Origin of the sequence: Pseudomonas sp. B2M1-30, from assembly GCF_025447575.1 — a bacterium.
Classification (GTDB): domain Bacteria; phylum Pseudomonadota; class Gammaproteobacteria; order Pseudomonadales; family Pseudomonadaceae; genus Aquipseudomonas; species Aquipseudomonas botevensis.
The window spans coordinates 167,047-183,413 of the sequence record NZ_JAOEJT010000009.1 but is presented as its reverse complement, the minus strand read 5'-3'; the positions used below and the strand labels follow the sequence as shown (position 1 = coordinate 183,413).

Genomic DNA, 16,367 nt, shown 5'->3' with positions numbered 1-16,367 from the left:
CGCCGGATCTCCTTCTTTTTATGAGCGGCTCATGAGCGCAGCTGAAACCAGGTGGTTTTCAACTGGGTGTATTTATCGAATGAATGCAGCGACAGGTCGCGGCCGAAACCGGATTGCTTGCCGCCGCCGAACGGCACGGTCACGTCCAGTGCATCGACGCTGTTGACCGACACCGTTCCGGCTCGCAATTGCCGCGCCACCCTGTGCGCGCGGTGCAGATCGTCGGTCCACAACGATGCCGCCAGACCGTAGACGCTGTCGTTGGCCAGTTGCAAGGCGTGGGCCTCGTCATCGAACGGGATGACGGCCAGCACCGGGCCGAACACCTCTTCGCGAAACAGCTGCATGTGGGGCTGCACGCCGGTCAGGATCGTCGGTTCGATGAAGTTGCCCGAACCGTTGAAGTGCCGTTGTCGACCGCCGCAGACGCGGGTCGCGCCTTCGCGTTCGGCCTCGGCGATAAAACGCAAAATACTCGCGGTCTGGCGCTCGTCGACGATGGCGCCGGCGGCACTGGCCGGGTCCAGCGGATCGCCCGGCAACCAGCGTTCGGCCTGGGCCTTGAGGCGTTCGACGAACGCATCGTGAATCGAACGCTGTACCAGCAACCGCGAGTTGGCCGAACAGACTTCCCCCTGATTGAAGAAGATGCCGAACGCGGCTTTCTGCGCCGCCAGATCCAGATCCTGGCAATCGGCGAACACCAGATTGGCGCTCTTGCCGCCGCACTCCAGCCACACCTGCTTGAGGTTGGAGTGCGCCGAATACTCCATGAAATATTTACCGACCTGGGTCGAACCGGTGAACACCAGGCAATCGACATCCGGGTGCAGACCCAGCGCCTTGCCGGTCTGCTCGCCGAGCCCCGGCAGCACGTTCAGCACACCGGCCGGCAGCCCGGCCTCCAGCGCCAGCTCGGCCAGCCGCAATGCGGAAAACGGTGATTGTTCGGCGGGTTTGAGAATCACCGAGTTGCCCGCCGCCAGCGCCGGGGCGAGTTTCCACGCGGCCATATCCAGCGGAAAATTCCACGGCACTACCGCGGCGACCACGCCCAGCGCTTCGCGGGTGATGGTCGCCAATACGTTCGAGGCACTGGGCGCGACCTGATCGTAGAGTTTGTCGAGGCTTTCGGCGTACCAGCGAAACACCCCGGCGGCGCCCGGCACGTCGATGTTGAAGGCGTCCATCACCGGTTTGCCCATGTTCAACGAATCGAGCAATGCCAGCTCTTCGCGGTTGGCCATGATCAGATCGGCCAGTTTCAACAACACCTGCTTGCGCTCCACCGGCGATCGCCCGGCCCAGGTGCCGGCTTCGAATACCTGCCGCGCATTGCGCACCGCCGCGTCGACCTCCTCCTCGCCACATGCCGCGACATCGGCCAGACGCTGGCCGGTCGCCGGGTTGATCGCGGCAAAGGTCTGCCCCGACTGCGCCGCCCGGTGTTTGCCATCGATCACGGCATGGGCGGGAAACTTCAACTCAGCGGCCTTGCGCTGCCAATCTGCAAGCTCGAACACGATCGGATGCTCCCTGGACTTTTTGGGGTGAAGCCTTTTCTTGTGTGATCGATAGTCGCTCAGGCCCGCTCAAGGCAAAACCAGTAAAAATGTCTTCGCAGACAATGAAAAAGCTAACCAGTGGATAACCCCCTCGCGCGCGTATGAGGCTATTGTTCAGGGACAAAAATAGCGTCGCTGGAACGGAGGATGGCGGCACATGAATTGCGTGGATGTCGAGATCCGTTCGACCTGAGGTTTACCGTGGCCGCTTACAACTTGCGTCAGTTGAAATACTTCATCACCACCGTCGAGTGCGGCAGCGTCGCCGAAGCGTCACGCAAGCTGTACATCGCCCAGCCGGCGATTTCCACGGCGATCAAAGGGCTGGAAGACAGCTTCGGCGTGCAACTGCTGATCCGTCATCACGCCCAGGGGGTGTCCCTGACACCCAGCGGCGCGCGGTTTTTCCGCAAGGCTCAGGAGCTGCTGCGCATGGCCAAAGAGTTCGAACAGAACGCCCTGGCCGACAACGACGTGGTGGCCGGGCAGATCGACGTCGGCTGCTTCGAAACCGTGGCACCGCTGTACCTGCCGCAGTTGATCGCCGGGTTCTCGGCGCTGTATCCGGGGGTGAAGATCCGCATCCGCGACGGCGAACAACAGGAGCTGGTGCAAGGCCTGACCTCGGGCGCATTCGACCTGGCGATCCTGTACAAGCACGACCTCGACGCCACCATCGAAACCGAACCGCTGATGCCCGCGCAACGGCCTTACGCGCTGCTCCCGGCCGATCATCGCTTCGCCCAGCACAAACAAGTGTCGCTGCGCGACCTGTGCCTGGAACCGATGATCCTGCTCGACGTGCAACCGAGCCGCACCTACTTCGTCAGCCTGTTCGAAGAACTGGGCCTGGCGCCCCGTATCGAGTTCAGCTCGCCGTCGATCGAAATGGTGCGCGGCATGGTCGGCCAGGGTTTCGGCTTCTCGATCCTGGTGACCCGACCGCACTCGGAATGCACCTACGACGGCAAGAAAGTCGTGTGCGTGGACATCGTCGAAGACGTCACCGGATCGGGGCTGGTGGCGGCGTGGTTGAAGCGCGGGCAACTGACCAAACCGGCGCAGTTGTTCGCCGACTATTGTCGGGAACAACTGACCGCCCAGGCCAGTGCCTGACCCCTCAGGAAACCTGGGGCGAACGCTGCTCGAGTTCGATGCCGATAAGCGGGCGCTTCAGGGCTATCGATACCCACGCCCCCACGGCGGCGACCACACAAGCGGTGAATCCCAGCAGGAAGGACATGAAGCTGAGTTCCCGAGCCACCGCCAGCAGCCCGAGCACGGCGGCGGTGGCCTCCGCCGCCCCCCAGACACAGGTCTGCACAGCCATGGCGACCGAGCTGCGCCCTCGCCATATCTTTACGGCCTGGGCCTGATACAACGGGCCGCAGATCATCTCGCCGATCACGATGAAGACCACCACGACAAACAGAATCGCCTGGGCTTGCGCGGAAATCATCAGCAACAGGCATCCGGCTCCGATCAACAGGTTCGAGACGATCACCCGCCACAGCCGCGACACCCGTTGCGAAAGCGCCGTGACATAGACCTGAGTGAAAATGATGATCCCGCTGGCCACCAGAAACAGCACGCCCACCAGCTCGCTGGAAAAGCGTTCGGTCGCATAGGTTGGAAACACGTAATAAAACTGCGCGTAACCAATCATGGTCAGAAAATTGATCGCCAGGAATGCGATCACTTTGGGGGACGTTTCAACGCCATCCAGCGTGGAAGCCCCACCGGATGCCAGGCCCATCGACCGCGCCACATGAGGGATCAACGTCGTGGAAGCGGTCGCCAGCACGCCCAACAGCAATGGCAGTGCCACGAACCAGTAACCGGCGCCGGCCAGGATCAACGAAGCGACAAAAGGCGCGACACCGGCGCCAGCGTTCGCGGCGACGTTCTCGTAGGAGAGCACGCGCTCGTGTTCGCCCTCGCGAAAGTACTGAACGATGTAGGAGATCTGCGAAATCGTGGCGACCGAATTGGCCACGCCAAACACCACGACCAGCGCCACCCAGATGAACACGTTGGTGATCGCCATCGCCGCCGTGAGCAGCATCAGCAGCGCCGCCACGGCCACACAGGCTAACGCCAGGGCAATTTCCCGGCGGCGGTCGACCCGGTCCAGAAGCCCTTGAAAGGCCAGCGCGCCGATCCGGTTCGAGACAATCGCGAACCCGACGACGATACCGGCAGCGCTGGTGCTCAGGCCTACGGCGGTATTGAGCCAGATGGCCATGAACGGATAGAAACAACTCCAGGCGGCTGACGAAAGAAAGCGGACGAAATAGATCATTTGAATACCGGACTTCTAGGGCCACGATCGGTATGGACAAGCACTTGGCCGATCTCCCGCGCGACGACTTCGGCGTAACCGGTGAGCATGCCGATCCAGGCATAGTCAGAGGTGCCGATGGGCTGGATCACGCTGCCGACATTGGCAATCGGCGTGTGAATGGAGGCCAGTTGCGGCAGCTCCCAGTCATGCACGATGGCTTCGTGGTCCAGGCAATACCAGTAGCTCAGGGTCGGGCGGCACTGCTCGACGGGTTTGTATTCGAGCCGGCTTTCGAGCAGTCGCAAGGGCAGCAGCGCCACCTGCTGGAGCACGGTTGCGGGGTCCAGTTCATAGGCCAATGCAATTTGCTCGACGATGCTCGCACCGCCCAGCCGGCCCATGTTGGCGTCAATCAGATACGCCGTGGACGGCGTCGCGATGAACTCGCAATGAAAGAACCCGTTGTCGAATCCCGAGCGCGAAATCAGGTCCCGCACCGCTGTCTCGATTTTCGAGCGAACGTCCGGGGCAATCAGCGAGTGGGCCGGAAACCGGTTGGCGACCTCGGTGAAGCCGACACGATCGCGCTTGGACAGCCCGAGGAAAACCACCCGTCCCTCCTGAACGAAACCCTCCAGGCTCACGAGATCGCCCACGCAATGCGCCTGGACAATCCAGGCGATGCTCTCGGGAGCCTCAATGCCACTGTTGAGGATGGCGGACCTGATCACGCTGACCGGATCATCATTCGCCTTGATCGACAGAAGGGTCGTGGCCACCGCGCCGGAGCCGAGTGAAGGTTTCAGGACAACGTCGTTGTCCACGCCCGGTGTCAGCCAGGGAATTACGAAGTCGCCGTCTGCCAGTGAAAGGCAGGACTCGGCCGGCACATGCTCGGGTATCAGGCTGCCCACGAACTCCTTTGCCGACAGCTTTGCAAATACCGCTGGCGGCGCGTTGAAGCCGAACGTCTCGGCAATCGCCGAGACCATCGGGAACAGCTCGTCGAAGAACGTGGTAATGCTGTGAATCCGGCTGACCAACTCTTGATTGGCCCGCAAGTAGGCGGACAAGGCTTCTTTGTCGGCGAACGCCGGAATGCAGGTCACGCCTTCGAACACCGCTTTCGCCGTCGCGTGAAAACCTGCAGGGTCAACGGACAGGATCGGCTCGAACCCCGCACTGCGAATCGCCGCGCAAACATATTTGATGGAAACCTTGTTGATGCCAACGATCAGAATCTGACGCATATCTTTCACATCCATCCCTAAAAATGAAAAATCGAGAACTAGCGGGCACTGGCGGCCAGTGACTGATACATCTTGCCGGGGTTCAGAATGTTCTCCGGATCCAGTGCCGACTTGATTGCCTGCATGAATGGCAGCGCGGCGCCGTGTTGCGCCGACATCCATTTCACTTTCCCCTGACCGACGCCGTGTTCGCCACTGACCGTGCCGCCGAATGCCAGCGCCCGGCTCGACAGCCGCGCGAGGAACGCCTGGATTTCCTCGCTTTCATCCGCGCCTTCCTGAAGCATGATGAGCAGGTGGAAATTGCCGTCCCCGACATGACCGATCAGCGGCGCGTCGAGGCCGGAGTCGGCGATGTCCGCCGCTGTGGCGCTGATGCAGGCACTCAGGCACGACAGCGGCACGCAGACATCGGTGGCCAGTCCCTTGCGCCCCTGGTAGAAGGCGTGGAAGGCCCACCAGGCGTCATGTCGGGCCTTCCACAAGGCAGTGCGTTCCTCAAGCCGTTCGGAAATCCTGACGTGTCCGCCGTTCTCGCGGGCGCAATCGGTGAACGCCTCGACGCTGCTTGCGACAGTGGCTCTGTCCCCATGGAACTCGAGGAAAAGATGGGGCGTTTGCGGCAGATCCAGCGCGGGGGAATAGGCATTGCACGCACGAACCGCCGTGACATCGAGCAACTCGATGCGGGCAATCGACAGGCCCTGGCCGAGCGCACCGGCCACGGTCAGTACGGCGTTGTCGACCGAGTCAAATGCGCAGACACCGGCCACGATGGCTTCCGGCTGGGGGTGCAGCCGCACTTCCAGCTCACTGAAGATGCCGAGGGTGCCTTCCGATCCCACGGCGATTGCCAGCAGATCCAGGCCCATGGCCGACTTCGGTGCCCGGGAACCGATTTGCGCCACCGCCCCGTCCGCCATGACCCAGCGCGCCGCTTTGACATTGGCGGCCATCGTCCCGTAACGAACGGAGTTGGTGCCCGAGGCGCGCGTTGCCGCCATTCCGCCCATGGAGGCATTGGCACCCGGATCGACTGAAAAGAACAGCCCCGTCTCGCGCAGATAACTGTTGAGTTGCTCCCGAGTGACGCCCGGCTGAACGGTGGCGGTCATGTCGATGGTGTTCACGTCGAGAATCGCGTTCATCTGCGAACAATCGATACACACCCCGCCACAGGGCGCGTTGATCTGCCCTTCGAGGGATGAGCGCGCGCCGGCCGGGATCAGGGGTACGCCATGCTGGCGACACAGCCGCACCACCTGAACGATTTCCTCTTCACTGAAAACGCTCACGACCGCATCGGGTGGGCTCAGATCGACCCCCGGCGGCGCCTGACAGAATTGCTTGCGGATGCCGGGTTCCAGCTTCAGGCGCTCGCCAAACAACTGACGAAGTTTTTCAACAACCAGAGTATTCATTAGTCTCGTCCCTGTTCTAACTGATCACTGCCAGAGTTCTTTGGGTCTGCCGGATCGCCGCGCCATTCCGCGCACTCCTGTGAGCGGTCGATGGCGAGGATCATTGATCAGGTCCCGGGTTTCTTTTTTGTACGTCCCGCGCGCCCGTCATACTCCGGACGACCGGAAACGATCAGTCCGAAGAAGTAAGGCTGGGCGCCTGGGTCCTCGAGCTGGCTGCCGGACTTGTTGTGCACTTCGATCACAGAAAACAGGTCCACCAGACGATCCTGGATCTGTTCGATTTCCGCGTCCTTGAGGGTCACCATCGAGCTGTATTTGAAAGAGCCCGACACATCGAAGTATTCACTTCTTTCGGGCTTGAGCAGCGAGCGCTCCAGTTCATGACGCAGGAACTGATCCTTCAACTTCAACGCACTGGCCGTTCGAGGCATGCGCAACGTCGGCGCATGGCGAACGAACGGGTCTTCAGGCGCCGTGCGCTCTTTCGAGACCAGGTTCAAGAAGTCCTCGGTGCGCTGATCGTAGACCAGGCCGAGCTGATGGCAGACCAGGCGGATTTCGGCGACGGAAGCGCTGTCCACCATGTACAGATACGTCATCAGCGGCAGCAGTTCGAAGTTCTCTTCGAATGCCGCGATGACTTCTTCGGTGATGATGAACTCTCGCTCATAGCGACTCAGGCTCAAGGCCCGGCGCAGGATTTTCGAATCATGCTCCCGAAGCTCGAGCCTGGAGGAAAGGTCCGTGACCTCGACGCCCTTGCCGAACAGCATCTCGTGGACGTGTGCAGGCAACAGGTCTCTGAAGTAATGCCAAAAATAATCAAAGCTGACTTTGCTTGAAGCGTCGATACCCAAATGGTCATGCAACTCAACGGCCGCATCGATGCTCAGGTACTTTCTCCCGGCCTCGACATCACGGTAGTAGTTGGCCGAAAACGGGATATTGACCTCCTCGAGAAACGTCGAGATCTTCAGATGCCCGGTTTCGATCCGCCATTGCATGAGAAACGCGCCAAACGCCTTTTTACTATCCAAGCTCTTCAGCCCCTGCCGACACGGTGACCATTACTCTGGTCGTATTTTTCTTGATTTTCATACTGGAAGTTACCACGCCAATTTCCCGGGTATTGCGCACATGAACGCCCCCGCAGGGGATCGACCAGTTCGCACATTGCCACCAACGAAATCCCTGTCCCTTGCTCGTATCCGCTTCCGTACGAATCTCATGACCTGCAGAGCAAAACGTGTTCAAGGCAGCGGTCGCCCGCCTCAGACTTTCCTCGTCGAATTCGCCGATGAATTCGTATTGGTTTTCCCCACCGACATCACTCAGCGGAGAGCGTACCGGATGCGCAATGGCTCGCCCGACCGTCTCCTCAAGCATGCAGTGCATCAAGTGCATGGCCGAGTGCAAACGCATCTGATGATATCGCAACGGCCAATCGAGCGTTGCCGTGGCCTGCTGGCCGATCAACCGCTCCTTGAGCTGCGCGAACGCCTCGTCGTCGACACTCAGGTAGTGCCTGATCTGATCGTCCCTTTTGCGGGTCGCCACGATCTCCAACGCCTGCAACGCGTCACTCGTCCCTGAGCCCTGGATGTTCAGCAAACCTCGATCTCCGAGCTGTCCGCCTCCTTGCGGGTAGAAAACTGTCTCGCCAAGGAGCGCAAAAGGCAGACCGGCGTCATCCCGCTCAAGCAGATCGACGCGGCATTCCAGTTGCTTCAGATACGGCTTTTCGTGAAATAAAGGCAGCGTGTCGCTCATGTTTACCTCGAGTACGGTGTCACTGAATTGAGATGCCGACCCTGGGCCAGGCACCCGGGCCGGCATGAGCCCTTCACATCAATCCCATGTTTGGGATTCCAGTTTCGTGCGCAGCACACTGCACAGCCGGGTCATCTGAGCCTCGTTGCCAAACGAGATTCTGAGGCAGGTGTCGAGGCCGTAATCGGTCAACGGCGACGTCAGGAAACCCTGGTTTTGCAGATAATCGTGCAACGCCTGGCAGTGGTGCTGACTGGCGAACTCCACGAACACAAAGTTGACATACCGGCTTCTGGCCCGGATGCCAACGGCCTCGAACAGGGCCACCAGCCTCTGCCCCCAGACACGACAATGCTCGGCGGTCTGCTCCAGATGTTCGGAGTCCTTGAGAACGTATTCTCCCGCGAGGGCCGAGAACGAACTGACGTTATACGGTGCCCGTCGGGCCTGAAGCACCGGGAGCAGATCCGCGCTGGTATAAGCCCAGCCAAGGCGCAGTCCGGCAATGCCGTAGGCCTTGGAAAAAGTCCGCAGGCATAGCGCGTTTTCCCGGGTGTTCACAATTTGCACGCCCGGCGAGTTTTCACGATCCGGCGCAAACTCGGCATACGCTTCATCGATGATGACCGTCGTGCTTTCCGGGATCGCCGCCACCAGCGATAACAACTGCGCGGGCGACAGGTAATCCCCCAGAGGATTGGACGGGTTCACCAGCACCACCACGTCGGGCTGTTTTTCCAGAGCGATCTTCAACGCCGTTTCATAGCTGTCCCCGGCGTCCGGAAAAATCTCGCTGTAGTCAGCTCCCAGCAACGCCGAGCGGATTTTGTACATCTTGAAGCTGTGGTGCAGCGCCACGATGCGGCTGCCGGGCTTCAACAGGCTGCGCAGTGCAATATCGATCAACTCATCGGAACCCGCGCCGACCACCAGCCGCTGCGGATCGACGCGCCACCGCTCGCCGATCGCCGAGCGCAAGGCCTTGTAAGTCACTTCGGGATATTCACTCAGCAACTGCGGCATCGACTGGCACAGGTGCAGTGCCAGCCCCGACGGGCCAAGCGGGTTTTCGTTGGCATTCAAGCGGACATTACCGGTTTCCGCCACAGGTTGCGCACCCTCGAGCAAATGATCCTTGCCTGCCGAACTCATCGGGCATGCCCTCCCAGAACCTGGGCGACGATCGTTTCCAGATACCCGGTCAGGGCGATGTCACGATCAAGATAAGGCACCCGCTCCCGCACCTGCGCATGCCAGGCGCGGCCCTTGGGACCCAACTTCGCACTGCCTCTGATATCGGCGGCCTGAGCGGCACAGATCAATTCGAAAGCGATGACGTAACGGGTGTTCTGCAGGACTTCGGCGACACGGCGCGCGGCCACCAGGCCGAAGGACACCACGTCCTGGAAATCACCGGTGGTGGTCAGGGTCTGGATCGACACGGGCGTGGCGAGCGAGCGGTTTTCCGCCGTCAGCGAGGCCGACATGAATTGCCCGCCCATGAGACCGAAACGCAGACCGCCATTCTCAGCGCACAGGAACGACGGCAGGCCATTGCTGTTGGCTTTGGTCAGGAAGCGGTCGATCCGGCGATCGGAGAGGTTGCACAGGGTGATCATGGAAATCGTCAGATAGTCCATGGCCGAGGCGATGTACTGCCCGTGAAAGTGCCCGTTATGGAAAACCTCGCCATTCTCGGGGGTGACCAGTGGATTGTCGTTCGAGGAGTTCAATTCGTTGGCGACCACGCGCTCGACGAACTCGATGGTTTCCAGAACCGGCCCCAGAATCTGCGGTGTGCAGCGAATCGAGTAGGCATCCTCGATGGGCATGTCTTCCTGGCGAACCTGATCGGTGCGCAGCGCGCTCAATTGCGAGGAGAGTTCAAGATCGTCGATGGCCAGTTCCGATCCTTCAAGATGGCTCCAGATGGCCTGCGCAATCTTTTGCTGCCCCAGATGCGGCTTCAACCGATGGACATCAGGGTGGAAAGGACGCACCCGCGCCTGCAGCGACTCGAACGAAAACGCTGAGATCGAGGTGTATTGCTCCAGCAGGCTTCTGGCCTCGACCACATTCATCGCAGCGACAGCGACCATGCAGGAGGTGCCATTGATCAGGGCCAGACCTTCCTTGTAGCTCAGGTGAAGCGGTTCCAGCCCCAACTGTTCAAGTGCCTGCGCCGCCGGGATCCGGGTGCCGGCCAGATAGGCGAATCCGTCCCCGGTCAGCATCCGCGCGACTGCCGCCAGCGGCCCCAGATCGCCGCTGGTGCCGAGGGAACCCTTGCTCGGAATCTCGGGAATCAGCCCCGCGTTATAGATGGCGATGTAGCGGTCGAAATTCTCCAGGGAGATCGCCGAGTTCCCGCGAGACAAGGAGACGATTCGCGCAAACATCGTCGCACGGGCAATGCTGTCGGAAAAACGCTCGGCGACGTTGGTCGAGACACCCTGAATGAGGTTGGACTGAAGTTCGTGGGCTTTCTCGATCGGCACCAGATGGTCGACGAAGCCACCCATTCCGGTATTCACGCCATAGATCACCGCCCCTTGCGCGACCAGGTTTTCCAGGGCTTCCCGCGAGGCCTGGACCCGTTGCCGCGTGGCCTGCGATGCGACGATTTTCTTTCCGGGCCGGGAGAACCTGATCAGGTCCGCGAGGCCGACATCGACACCGGGGTTGAGGACAAATGCGTCATCCGACGTGAAGTTCTTTTCCTGAATCGTCATTTTTTCATCCCTGAACTGCGTGTGACTGACCAGCCGCCCAATCGGCGATGATCACGTTGAGTTTCCGATTGCCCGAAAAAGCGCGCCGGCCATGGGCGTACTGAACATTGTCGAGCAGTAAAATATCGCCCTGTGCCAGATCGACGTCGCGCTCCAGCCCTCTGACGGTATGAAACAGCTCGAGGGTGAGATCCTGCGCAAGCGGTTCGCCGTCACCAAAGCACATGGCCTCGAGCAGTTGCGGGCTGCGGCGGTGCGCGTTGATCAGCTCGCTTGCGTCCTGCTCCCGACCGTCGATCCGTGCCCACTCGATCATCGCGGCCGCGCCCCAGAAGTGCGCCTGATTGCACCAGATGCTTGCCGCCTTCAGGGGATGCTGGCGCAACGGCGAGATGCAGTCCTGCCAGAGGATCAAGTCTTCACCGCTCCATTCGAAATCCCAGCCCCGTGCCCGGCAGAGCACTTCTGCCTCGGCCACGCTGGCGGTGGAAAATGTCTCCTGCCAGCTTTTCTTCACACCCGGCTTGAGATTGACCCGCGCCTGGTCGGGCAAGGTTCTGCGCAATTTGAGACCGCGATCCGTCAGTTGCTGCAACGTCTTCGGATCAATCAACCGCTCCAGTTTGCGCATGTCCCCGATGACCGACTCGCCGCCCTTGCCGGCAGGCTCCACGCAGACGAATGCAATGATCTCGGGCGGGCTTTTCACATAGGCCATTTCCTGGTGAAGGATCACCGACCAGTCCGCAGGCGTGCGAGTCGCCTCCATGACTTTTCCCTGAATGGTCGAGCGCGGAGAACTCCCGCCGACGTAGTCCCGGGTCTCAAAGCCCAGCGCGCCAATGGCCGTTTCAAAAACGCCCGGGTCCCGGCACTGATCGGCGGCACGAATCACAACGGCCCCCTCACTCAGCAACCGGGCACGGATGTCGTCTGCGGCGCCTGAAAAATAGCGTTGCGGATCAGCGTATCCGCTGACCACAAAATCGAATGTTCCTGCTGTCTCGCTGCCCTTCACGTCCATCACTCCTCACGTCCCTGGAATCGTCGGCACTTCCTTCTGCGGTGCATTAAGTACCACTCCCCATTTACAAATTCAACAGATAGAAATATGTTTCTTCCACAAGATTTATTGGTCGAATTCGCAAAACGCTACCGACGCCGGCACGTGAAACCTCGCCAACCTGTTGATGTAAAAAAGAAAAATTCCAGACTCGAAAAGCTTTGAAACCGTTGAAAAACCGAACCATTCGTTGCAGGCGCAGGCGCTTCATCGATGCCGCGTGAGTAGTAGCGCTTCAAGCCCCCTGCAACGCCATTCATCAAACTGACGCGAGCCCTACTCATGAGCGGATCCAACGCGCCCTCAGGCGAACTGAAGCGCAGCCTGAAAAATCGCCACATCCAGCTGATCGCCCTCGGAGGAGCGGTGGGCACCGGCCTGTTCCTGGGTTCGGCGGGCGCCCTCAAGGCCGCCGGACCGGCCATGATCCTCGGCTACGCCATCTGTGGCCTGATCGCCTTTATGATCATGCGGCAACTGGGCGAAATGATCGTCGAGGAGCCGGTCGCCGGCTCGTTCAGCCACTTCGCCCACAAATACTGGGGCGGCTTCGCCGGTTTCCTGTCGGGATGGAATTGCTGGATGCTGTACATCCTGGTGGGCATGTCGGAACTGACGGCCGTGGGCAAGTACGTTCACTACTGGTGGCCGGAGATTCCGGCCTGGGTATCAGCCGCCGTCTTCTTCGTGCTGATCAATGCGATCAATCTGATTAACGTGAGGATTTTCGGGGAAGCCGAGTTCTGGTTTGCGATCATCAAGGTGCTGGCCGTGATCGGCATGATCGCCATGGGCAGCTATCTGTTGGTCAGCGGCAACGGCGGACCGCAAGCGTCGGTGAGCAACCTGTGGGCTCACGGCGGTTTTCTGCCCCATGGTGTGGGCGGACTGGCGATGTCCATGGCGGTGATCATGCTGTCCTTCGGCGGCCTGGAGATGCTCGGTTTCACCGCCGCCGAAGCCGAAAAGCCTCGCACGGTGATTCCCAAGGCCATCAACCAGGTGATCTACCGCATCCTGATTTTCTATATCGGCGTGCTCGTCGTGCTGTTGTCGCTGACGCCGTGGGACAGCCTGCTGACCTCGCTCAACGCCTCTGGCGATACCTACAGCGCCAGCCCGTTCGTCCAGGTGTCGTCGATGCTGGGCAGTGACACGGCGGCGCACATTCTCAACTTCGTGGTGCTGACTGCCGCGCTGTCGGTCTACAACAGCGGCACCTACTGCAACAGCCGTATCCTGCTGGGTCTGGCCGAGCAAGGCGACGCACCGCAAGGCCTGGTCAGGATCGACAGACGCGGCGTCCCCGTGCGCTCGATCCTCGCGTCGGCCGCCGTCACCCTGCTCGCCGTGGTGATGAACTACATGATCCCGCAATATGCCCTGGAATTGCTGCTGTCACTGGTGGTTGCGACGCTGGTGATCAATTGGGCAATGATCAGCCTGTCTCATCTCAAGTTTCGCCAGCACATGACCCGCAGCCGACAGACACCCCTGTTCAAGGCCTTGTGGCACCCCTACGGCAACTACGTTTGCCTGGCATTCGTGGTGTTCATATTGGGTGTCATGCTGATGGATCCGGTCGACCGGATTTCGGTGTATGCGATTCCGCTGTGGATTGCCCTGATGTGGATCTGTTACGGCATCAAACACAAACGCAGTGCTGCCCAGGCACTCTACGGGGAGGCCTGATCAGCGGTGTTCTCATCTGAAGCCTGGAGGGGAGGCTGGCCCTCCCCTTACTTGCGCGGCTTGGCCCGCGCCGTCGCTTCAGCCACCAAAGGATCATCCGGCCAGTAATGCTTCGGATAGCGCCCCTTCAAATCCTTCTTCACCTCGGCATAGGTGCTGCGCCAGAAGTTCGCCAGATCCTGGGTCACCTGCACCGGACGGCGGGCCGGGGACAGCAAGTGCAATTTGACCACCTGCCGGCCGCCAGCAATCCGTGGCGTCTCGGCCAGGCCGAATAGCTCCTGCAAACGCACCGCGAGAATCGGCGGCTGTTCGCTGTAGTCCAGACGAATCGACGAGCCCGACGGTACGCTCAGGTGATGCGGGGCCAGTTCATCGAGCTGCTGCGGCAGTGGCCACGGCAGCAGATTACGGACGATGCTCGACAGGTCGAGGTTGGCGAAATGGCTCAGGCGCGAGACTTTGCCCAGGTACGGCATCAGCCAGTGTTCAAGGGTCTTGAGTAACGTCGCGTCGCTGACATCCGGCCATTGGCTTTCGCCCTTGGCGTCCAGATCCAGTTGCCGCAACAACGCCACGCGGGCCTGCCACTGGCGCAGTTCCGGCGTCCACGGCAGCAGTTCCAGACCTTTGCGTCGCACCAGATTGACCAGCGCCTGACTGCGGGCGTTTTCATCCAGGCCGGTCAGCGGTTCGCGGCTGAGGATCAGTTCGCCGACCTTGCGCTGACGCTCGGCGCGCAACACGCCTTCGCGCTCGTCCCAGTCCAGTTGATCGACGCGGTGCACCTGTTCGGCCAGCACTGAGTCGAACAGCGCCGGATCAAAATCCGCCGCCAGATAAATCCGTTCCTCGCGCTGGCCCTGTCGGCTGCCGAGGTCGGCGATGACGATCCAGGCCTCCTTCATCAGGCTGTCGGCCTCGGCGAACAACGCCGCACGACCATTGGCCAGACGATATTCGGCACCGCCGGCACGGCGCTGCTGGGCGACGCGATCCGGGTAGGCCAGCGCCAGCAGCGCGCCGAGCCAGCGTGGATGATCGGGATCGGCCACGGGTTCAGTCGCTTTGCCGCGCAGATAGCCGCGATATTGCTTCGCCAACTGTCGGGCGCGCTGCACGCCACCCTGGGCACCGCGCGCTGCTCGTTCTTCGCCGGACAACAGCACCAGGCGACTGTGCAGATCCGCGCCGGCACCGCGCAGAATATCGCGCTCACCCAGCAACGCGGCGACGTCGCACGCCATGCTCGCCAGTCCCAGCGCCTGACCGCGCAGCAACAGATGCGCAATGCGTGGATGCGCCGGCAACCCGGCCATGGCCTGGCCGTGCGCATTCAGGCTCTGCCCGTCCAGCGCGCCAAGACGCGCCAACAAATCCTGCGCCTGTGCATACGCGGCGGCTGGCGGCACATCGAGCCAGACCAATTCGTCCGGCGCCACACCCCAGCGCCCGAGTTGCAACGCGAGCCCGGCGAGATCCGCCGAGAGAATTTCCGCGCTGCCATAGGCCGCCAGTTGTTCGTGCTGATCCTGCGACCACAGGCGATAACACACCCCCGGCTCCAGACGCCCGGCCCGGCCCGCGCGTTGAGTGGCGCTGGCCTTGGAAATGCGTTGGGTATCGAGGCGGGTCATGCCGCTGCCCGGATCGAAACGCGGCACTCGCGCCAGCCCGGCGTCGATCACCACGCGCACACCGTTGATGGTCAGGCTGGTCTCGGCGATGTTGGTCGCCAGCACCACCTTGCGCTGGCCGGCCGGGGCCGGATCGATGGCGGCGCGCTGGGCATTCAGGTCCAGCTCGCCGTGCAGCGGGCACAACAGGACATCGTGACGCTCACCGATGGCATCGCTCAGTTGTTGATGGACCCGACGGATTTCCGCCTGCCCCGGCAGGAACACCAGCAGGCTGCCGGTTTCATCGTGCAGGGCTTCGAGCACGGTCTGGGTCACTCGCTGATCGATATATTCGCCAGGCTGGAACGGCCGCCCCCAGCGCATCGTCACCGGGAACATCCGTCCTTCGCTGCGCAGGATCGGCGCATCGTCGAGCAGCCCGGCCAGACGCTCGCCTTCGAGGGTCGCGGACATCAGCAGAATCTTCAGCGGCTGTTCAGCCCGGAACAGCTCGCGACCGTTCAGACTGAGGGCCAGCGCCAGATCGGCGTCGAGGCTGCGTTCATGAAATTCGTCGAAGATCAGCAGACCCACGCCTTCCAGTGCCGGATCGTCCTGCAAGCGGCGGGTGAGGATGCCTTCAGTGACGACTTCGATGCGGGTATCGGGGCCGACCTTGCTGTCGAGGCGGATGCGGTAACCGACGGTTTCGCCGACCTTCTCGCCCAGCTCGCTGGCCAGGCGTTCGGCGGCCGCGCGTGCAGCGAGCCGGCGCGGTTCGAGCATGAGGATGGTCTGCCCGGCCAGCCACGCCTCATCAAGCAGGGCCAAGGGCACGCGGGTGGTTTTACCGGCGCCGGGCGGTGCTTCGAGCACGGCTTCGTGGCGTGTCGCCAACGCTTCACGCAGGGCGGGTAAAACTTCATCGATTGGCAAGGAAATCATGCTGGCTCCAAAACTGAGGGCCG

12 protein-coding genes are annotated in these 16,367 nt (G+C 61.3%); 2 read left to right on the top strand and 10 right to left on the bottom strand.

Annotation, left to right across the window (positions count from 1 at the left end; translation table 11 throughout):
* Positions 1–29: 29 nt before the first annotated feature.
* Positions 30–1,523 (bottom strand): aldehyde dehydrogenase, encoded by a 1,494-nt coding sequence (locus N8H74_RS18685; RefSeq protein WP_262149361.1) that lies wholly within the window; start codon positions 1,521–1,523, stop codon positions 30–32.
* A 243-nt stretch (positions 1,524–1,766) separates the two neighbouring features.
* Here N8H74_RS18685 and N8H74_RS18680 point away from each other — a divergent pair, with 243 nt between their 5' ends.
* Positions 1,767–2,681, top strand: coding sequence for a LysR substrate-binding domain-containing protein (locus tag N8H74_RS18680; RefSeq protein ID WP_217830126.1), 915 nt, complete (start codon positions 1,767–1,769; stop codon positions 2,679–2,681).
* 4 nt (positions 2,682–2,685) lie between these two features.
* Here the strand turns inward: N8H74_RS18680 and N8H74_RS18675 are convergent, their stop codons facing one another.
* The 8 genes from N8H74_RS18675 to N8H74_RS18640 form a co-directional block, all read right to left on the bottom strand.
* Positions 2,686–3,867 (bottom strand): MFS transporter, encoded by a 1,182-nt coding sequence (locus N8H74_RS18675; RefSeq protein ID WP_262149359.1) that lies wholly within the window; start codon positions 3,865–3,867, stop codon positions 2,686–2,688.
* A complete protein-coding gene (locus tag N8H74_RS18670) occupies positions 3,864–5,099 on the bottom strand; it encodes an ATP-grasp domain-containing protein (protein WP_262149456.1) in 1,236 nt (411 codons plus the stop codon). The genes N8H74_RS18675 and N8H74_RS18670 overlap by 4 nt, the downstream gene beginning before the upstream one ends.
* 38 nt (positions 5,100–5,137) lie before the next feature.
* Complete coding sequence (locus N8H74_RS18665) at positions 5,138–6,520, bottom strand: FAD-linked oxidase C-terminal domain-containing protein (RefSeq protein WP_262149357.1); 1,383 nt, start codon at positions 6,518–6,520, stop codon at positions 5,138–5,140.
* 107 nt (positions 6,521–6,627) lie between these two features.
* Positions 6,628–7,560 (bottom strand): hypothetical protein, encoded by a 933-nt coding sequence (locus tag N8H74_RS18660; protein WP_262149355.1) that lies wholly within the window; start codon positions 7,558–7,560, stop codon positions 6,628–6,630.
* Complete coding sequence (locus tag N8H74_RS18655) at positions 7,553–8,293, bottom strand: alanyl-tRNA editing protein (RefSeq protein ID WP_262149353.1); 741 nt, start codon at positions 8,291–8,293, stop codon at positions 7,553–7,555. The genes N8H74_RS18660 and N8H74_RS18655 overlap by 8 nt, the downstream gene beginning before the upstream one ends.
* A gap of 78 nt (positions 8,294–8,371) precedes the next feature.
* Complete coding sequence (locus tag N8H74_RS18650; RefSeq protein WP_262149351.1) at positions 8,372–9,445, bottom strand: histidinol-phosphate transaminase; 1,074 nt, start codon at positions 9,443–9,445, stop codon at positions 8,372–8,374.
* Positions 9,442–11,025: a phenylalanine aminomutase (D-beta-phenylalanine forming) gene (locus N8H74_RS18645; RefSeq protein WP_262149349.1), complete on the bottom strand. Its 1,584-nt coding sequence runs from the start codon at positions 11,023–11,025 to the stop codon at positions 9,442–9,444. Before N8H74_RS18645 ends, N8H74_RS18650 begins: the two co-directional genes overlap by 4 nt.
* A gap of 4 nt (positions 11,026–11,029) precedes the next feature.
* Complete coding sequence (locus N8H74_RS18640; RefSeq protein ID WP_217830133.1) at positions 11,030–12,049, bottom strand: TauD/TfdA family dioxygenase; 1,020 nt, start codon at positions 12,047–12,049, stop codon at positions 11,030–11,032.
* A 321-nt stretch (positions 12,050–12,370) separates the two neighbouring features.
* On the opposite strand from N8H74_RS18640, the gene N8H74_RS18635 reads away from it, so the two are divergent.
* Positions 12,371–13,780 carry an amino acid permease gene (locus tag N8H74_RS18635; protein ID WP_262149347.1) on the top strand — a complete coding sequence of 470 codons (1,410 nt, stop codon included), beginning with the start codon at positions 12,371–12,373 and terminating at the stop codon, positions 13,778–13,780.
* A gap of 47 nt (positions 13,781–13,827) precedes the next feature.
* Here N8H74_RS18635 and hrpB read toward each other — a convergent pair whose 3' ends face one another.
* Positions 13,828–16,344: an ATP-dependent helicase HrpB gene (hrpB, locus tag N8H74_RS18630; RefSeq protein ID WP_262149346.1), complete on the bottom strand. Its 2,517-nt coding sequence runs from the start codon at positions 16,342–16,344 to the stop codon at positions 13,828–13,830.
* Positions 16,345–16,367 lie beyond the last annotated feature (23 nt).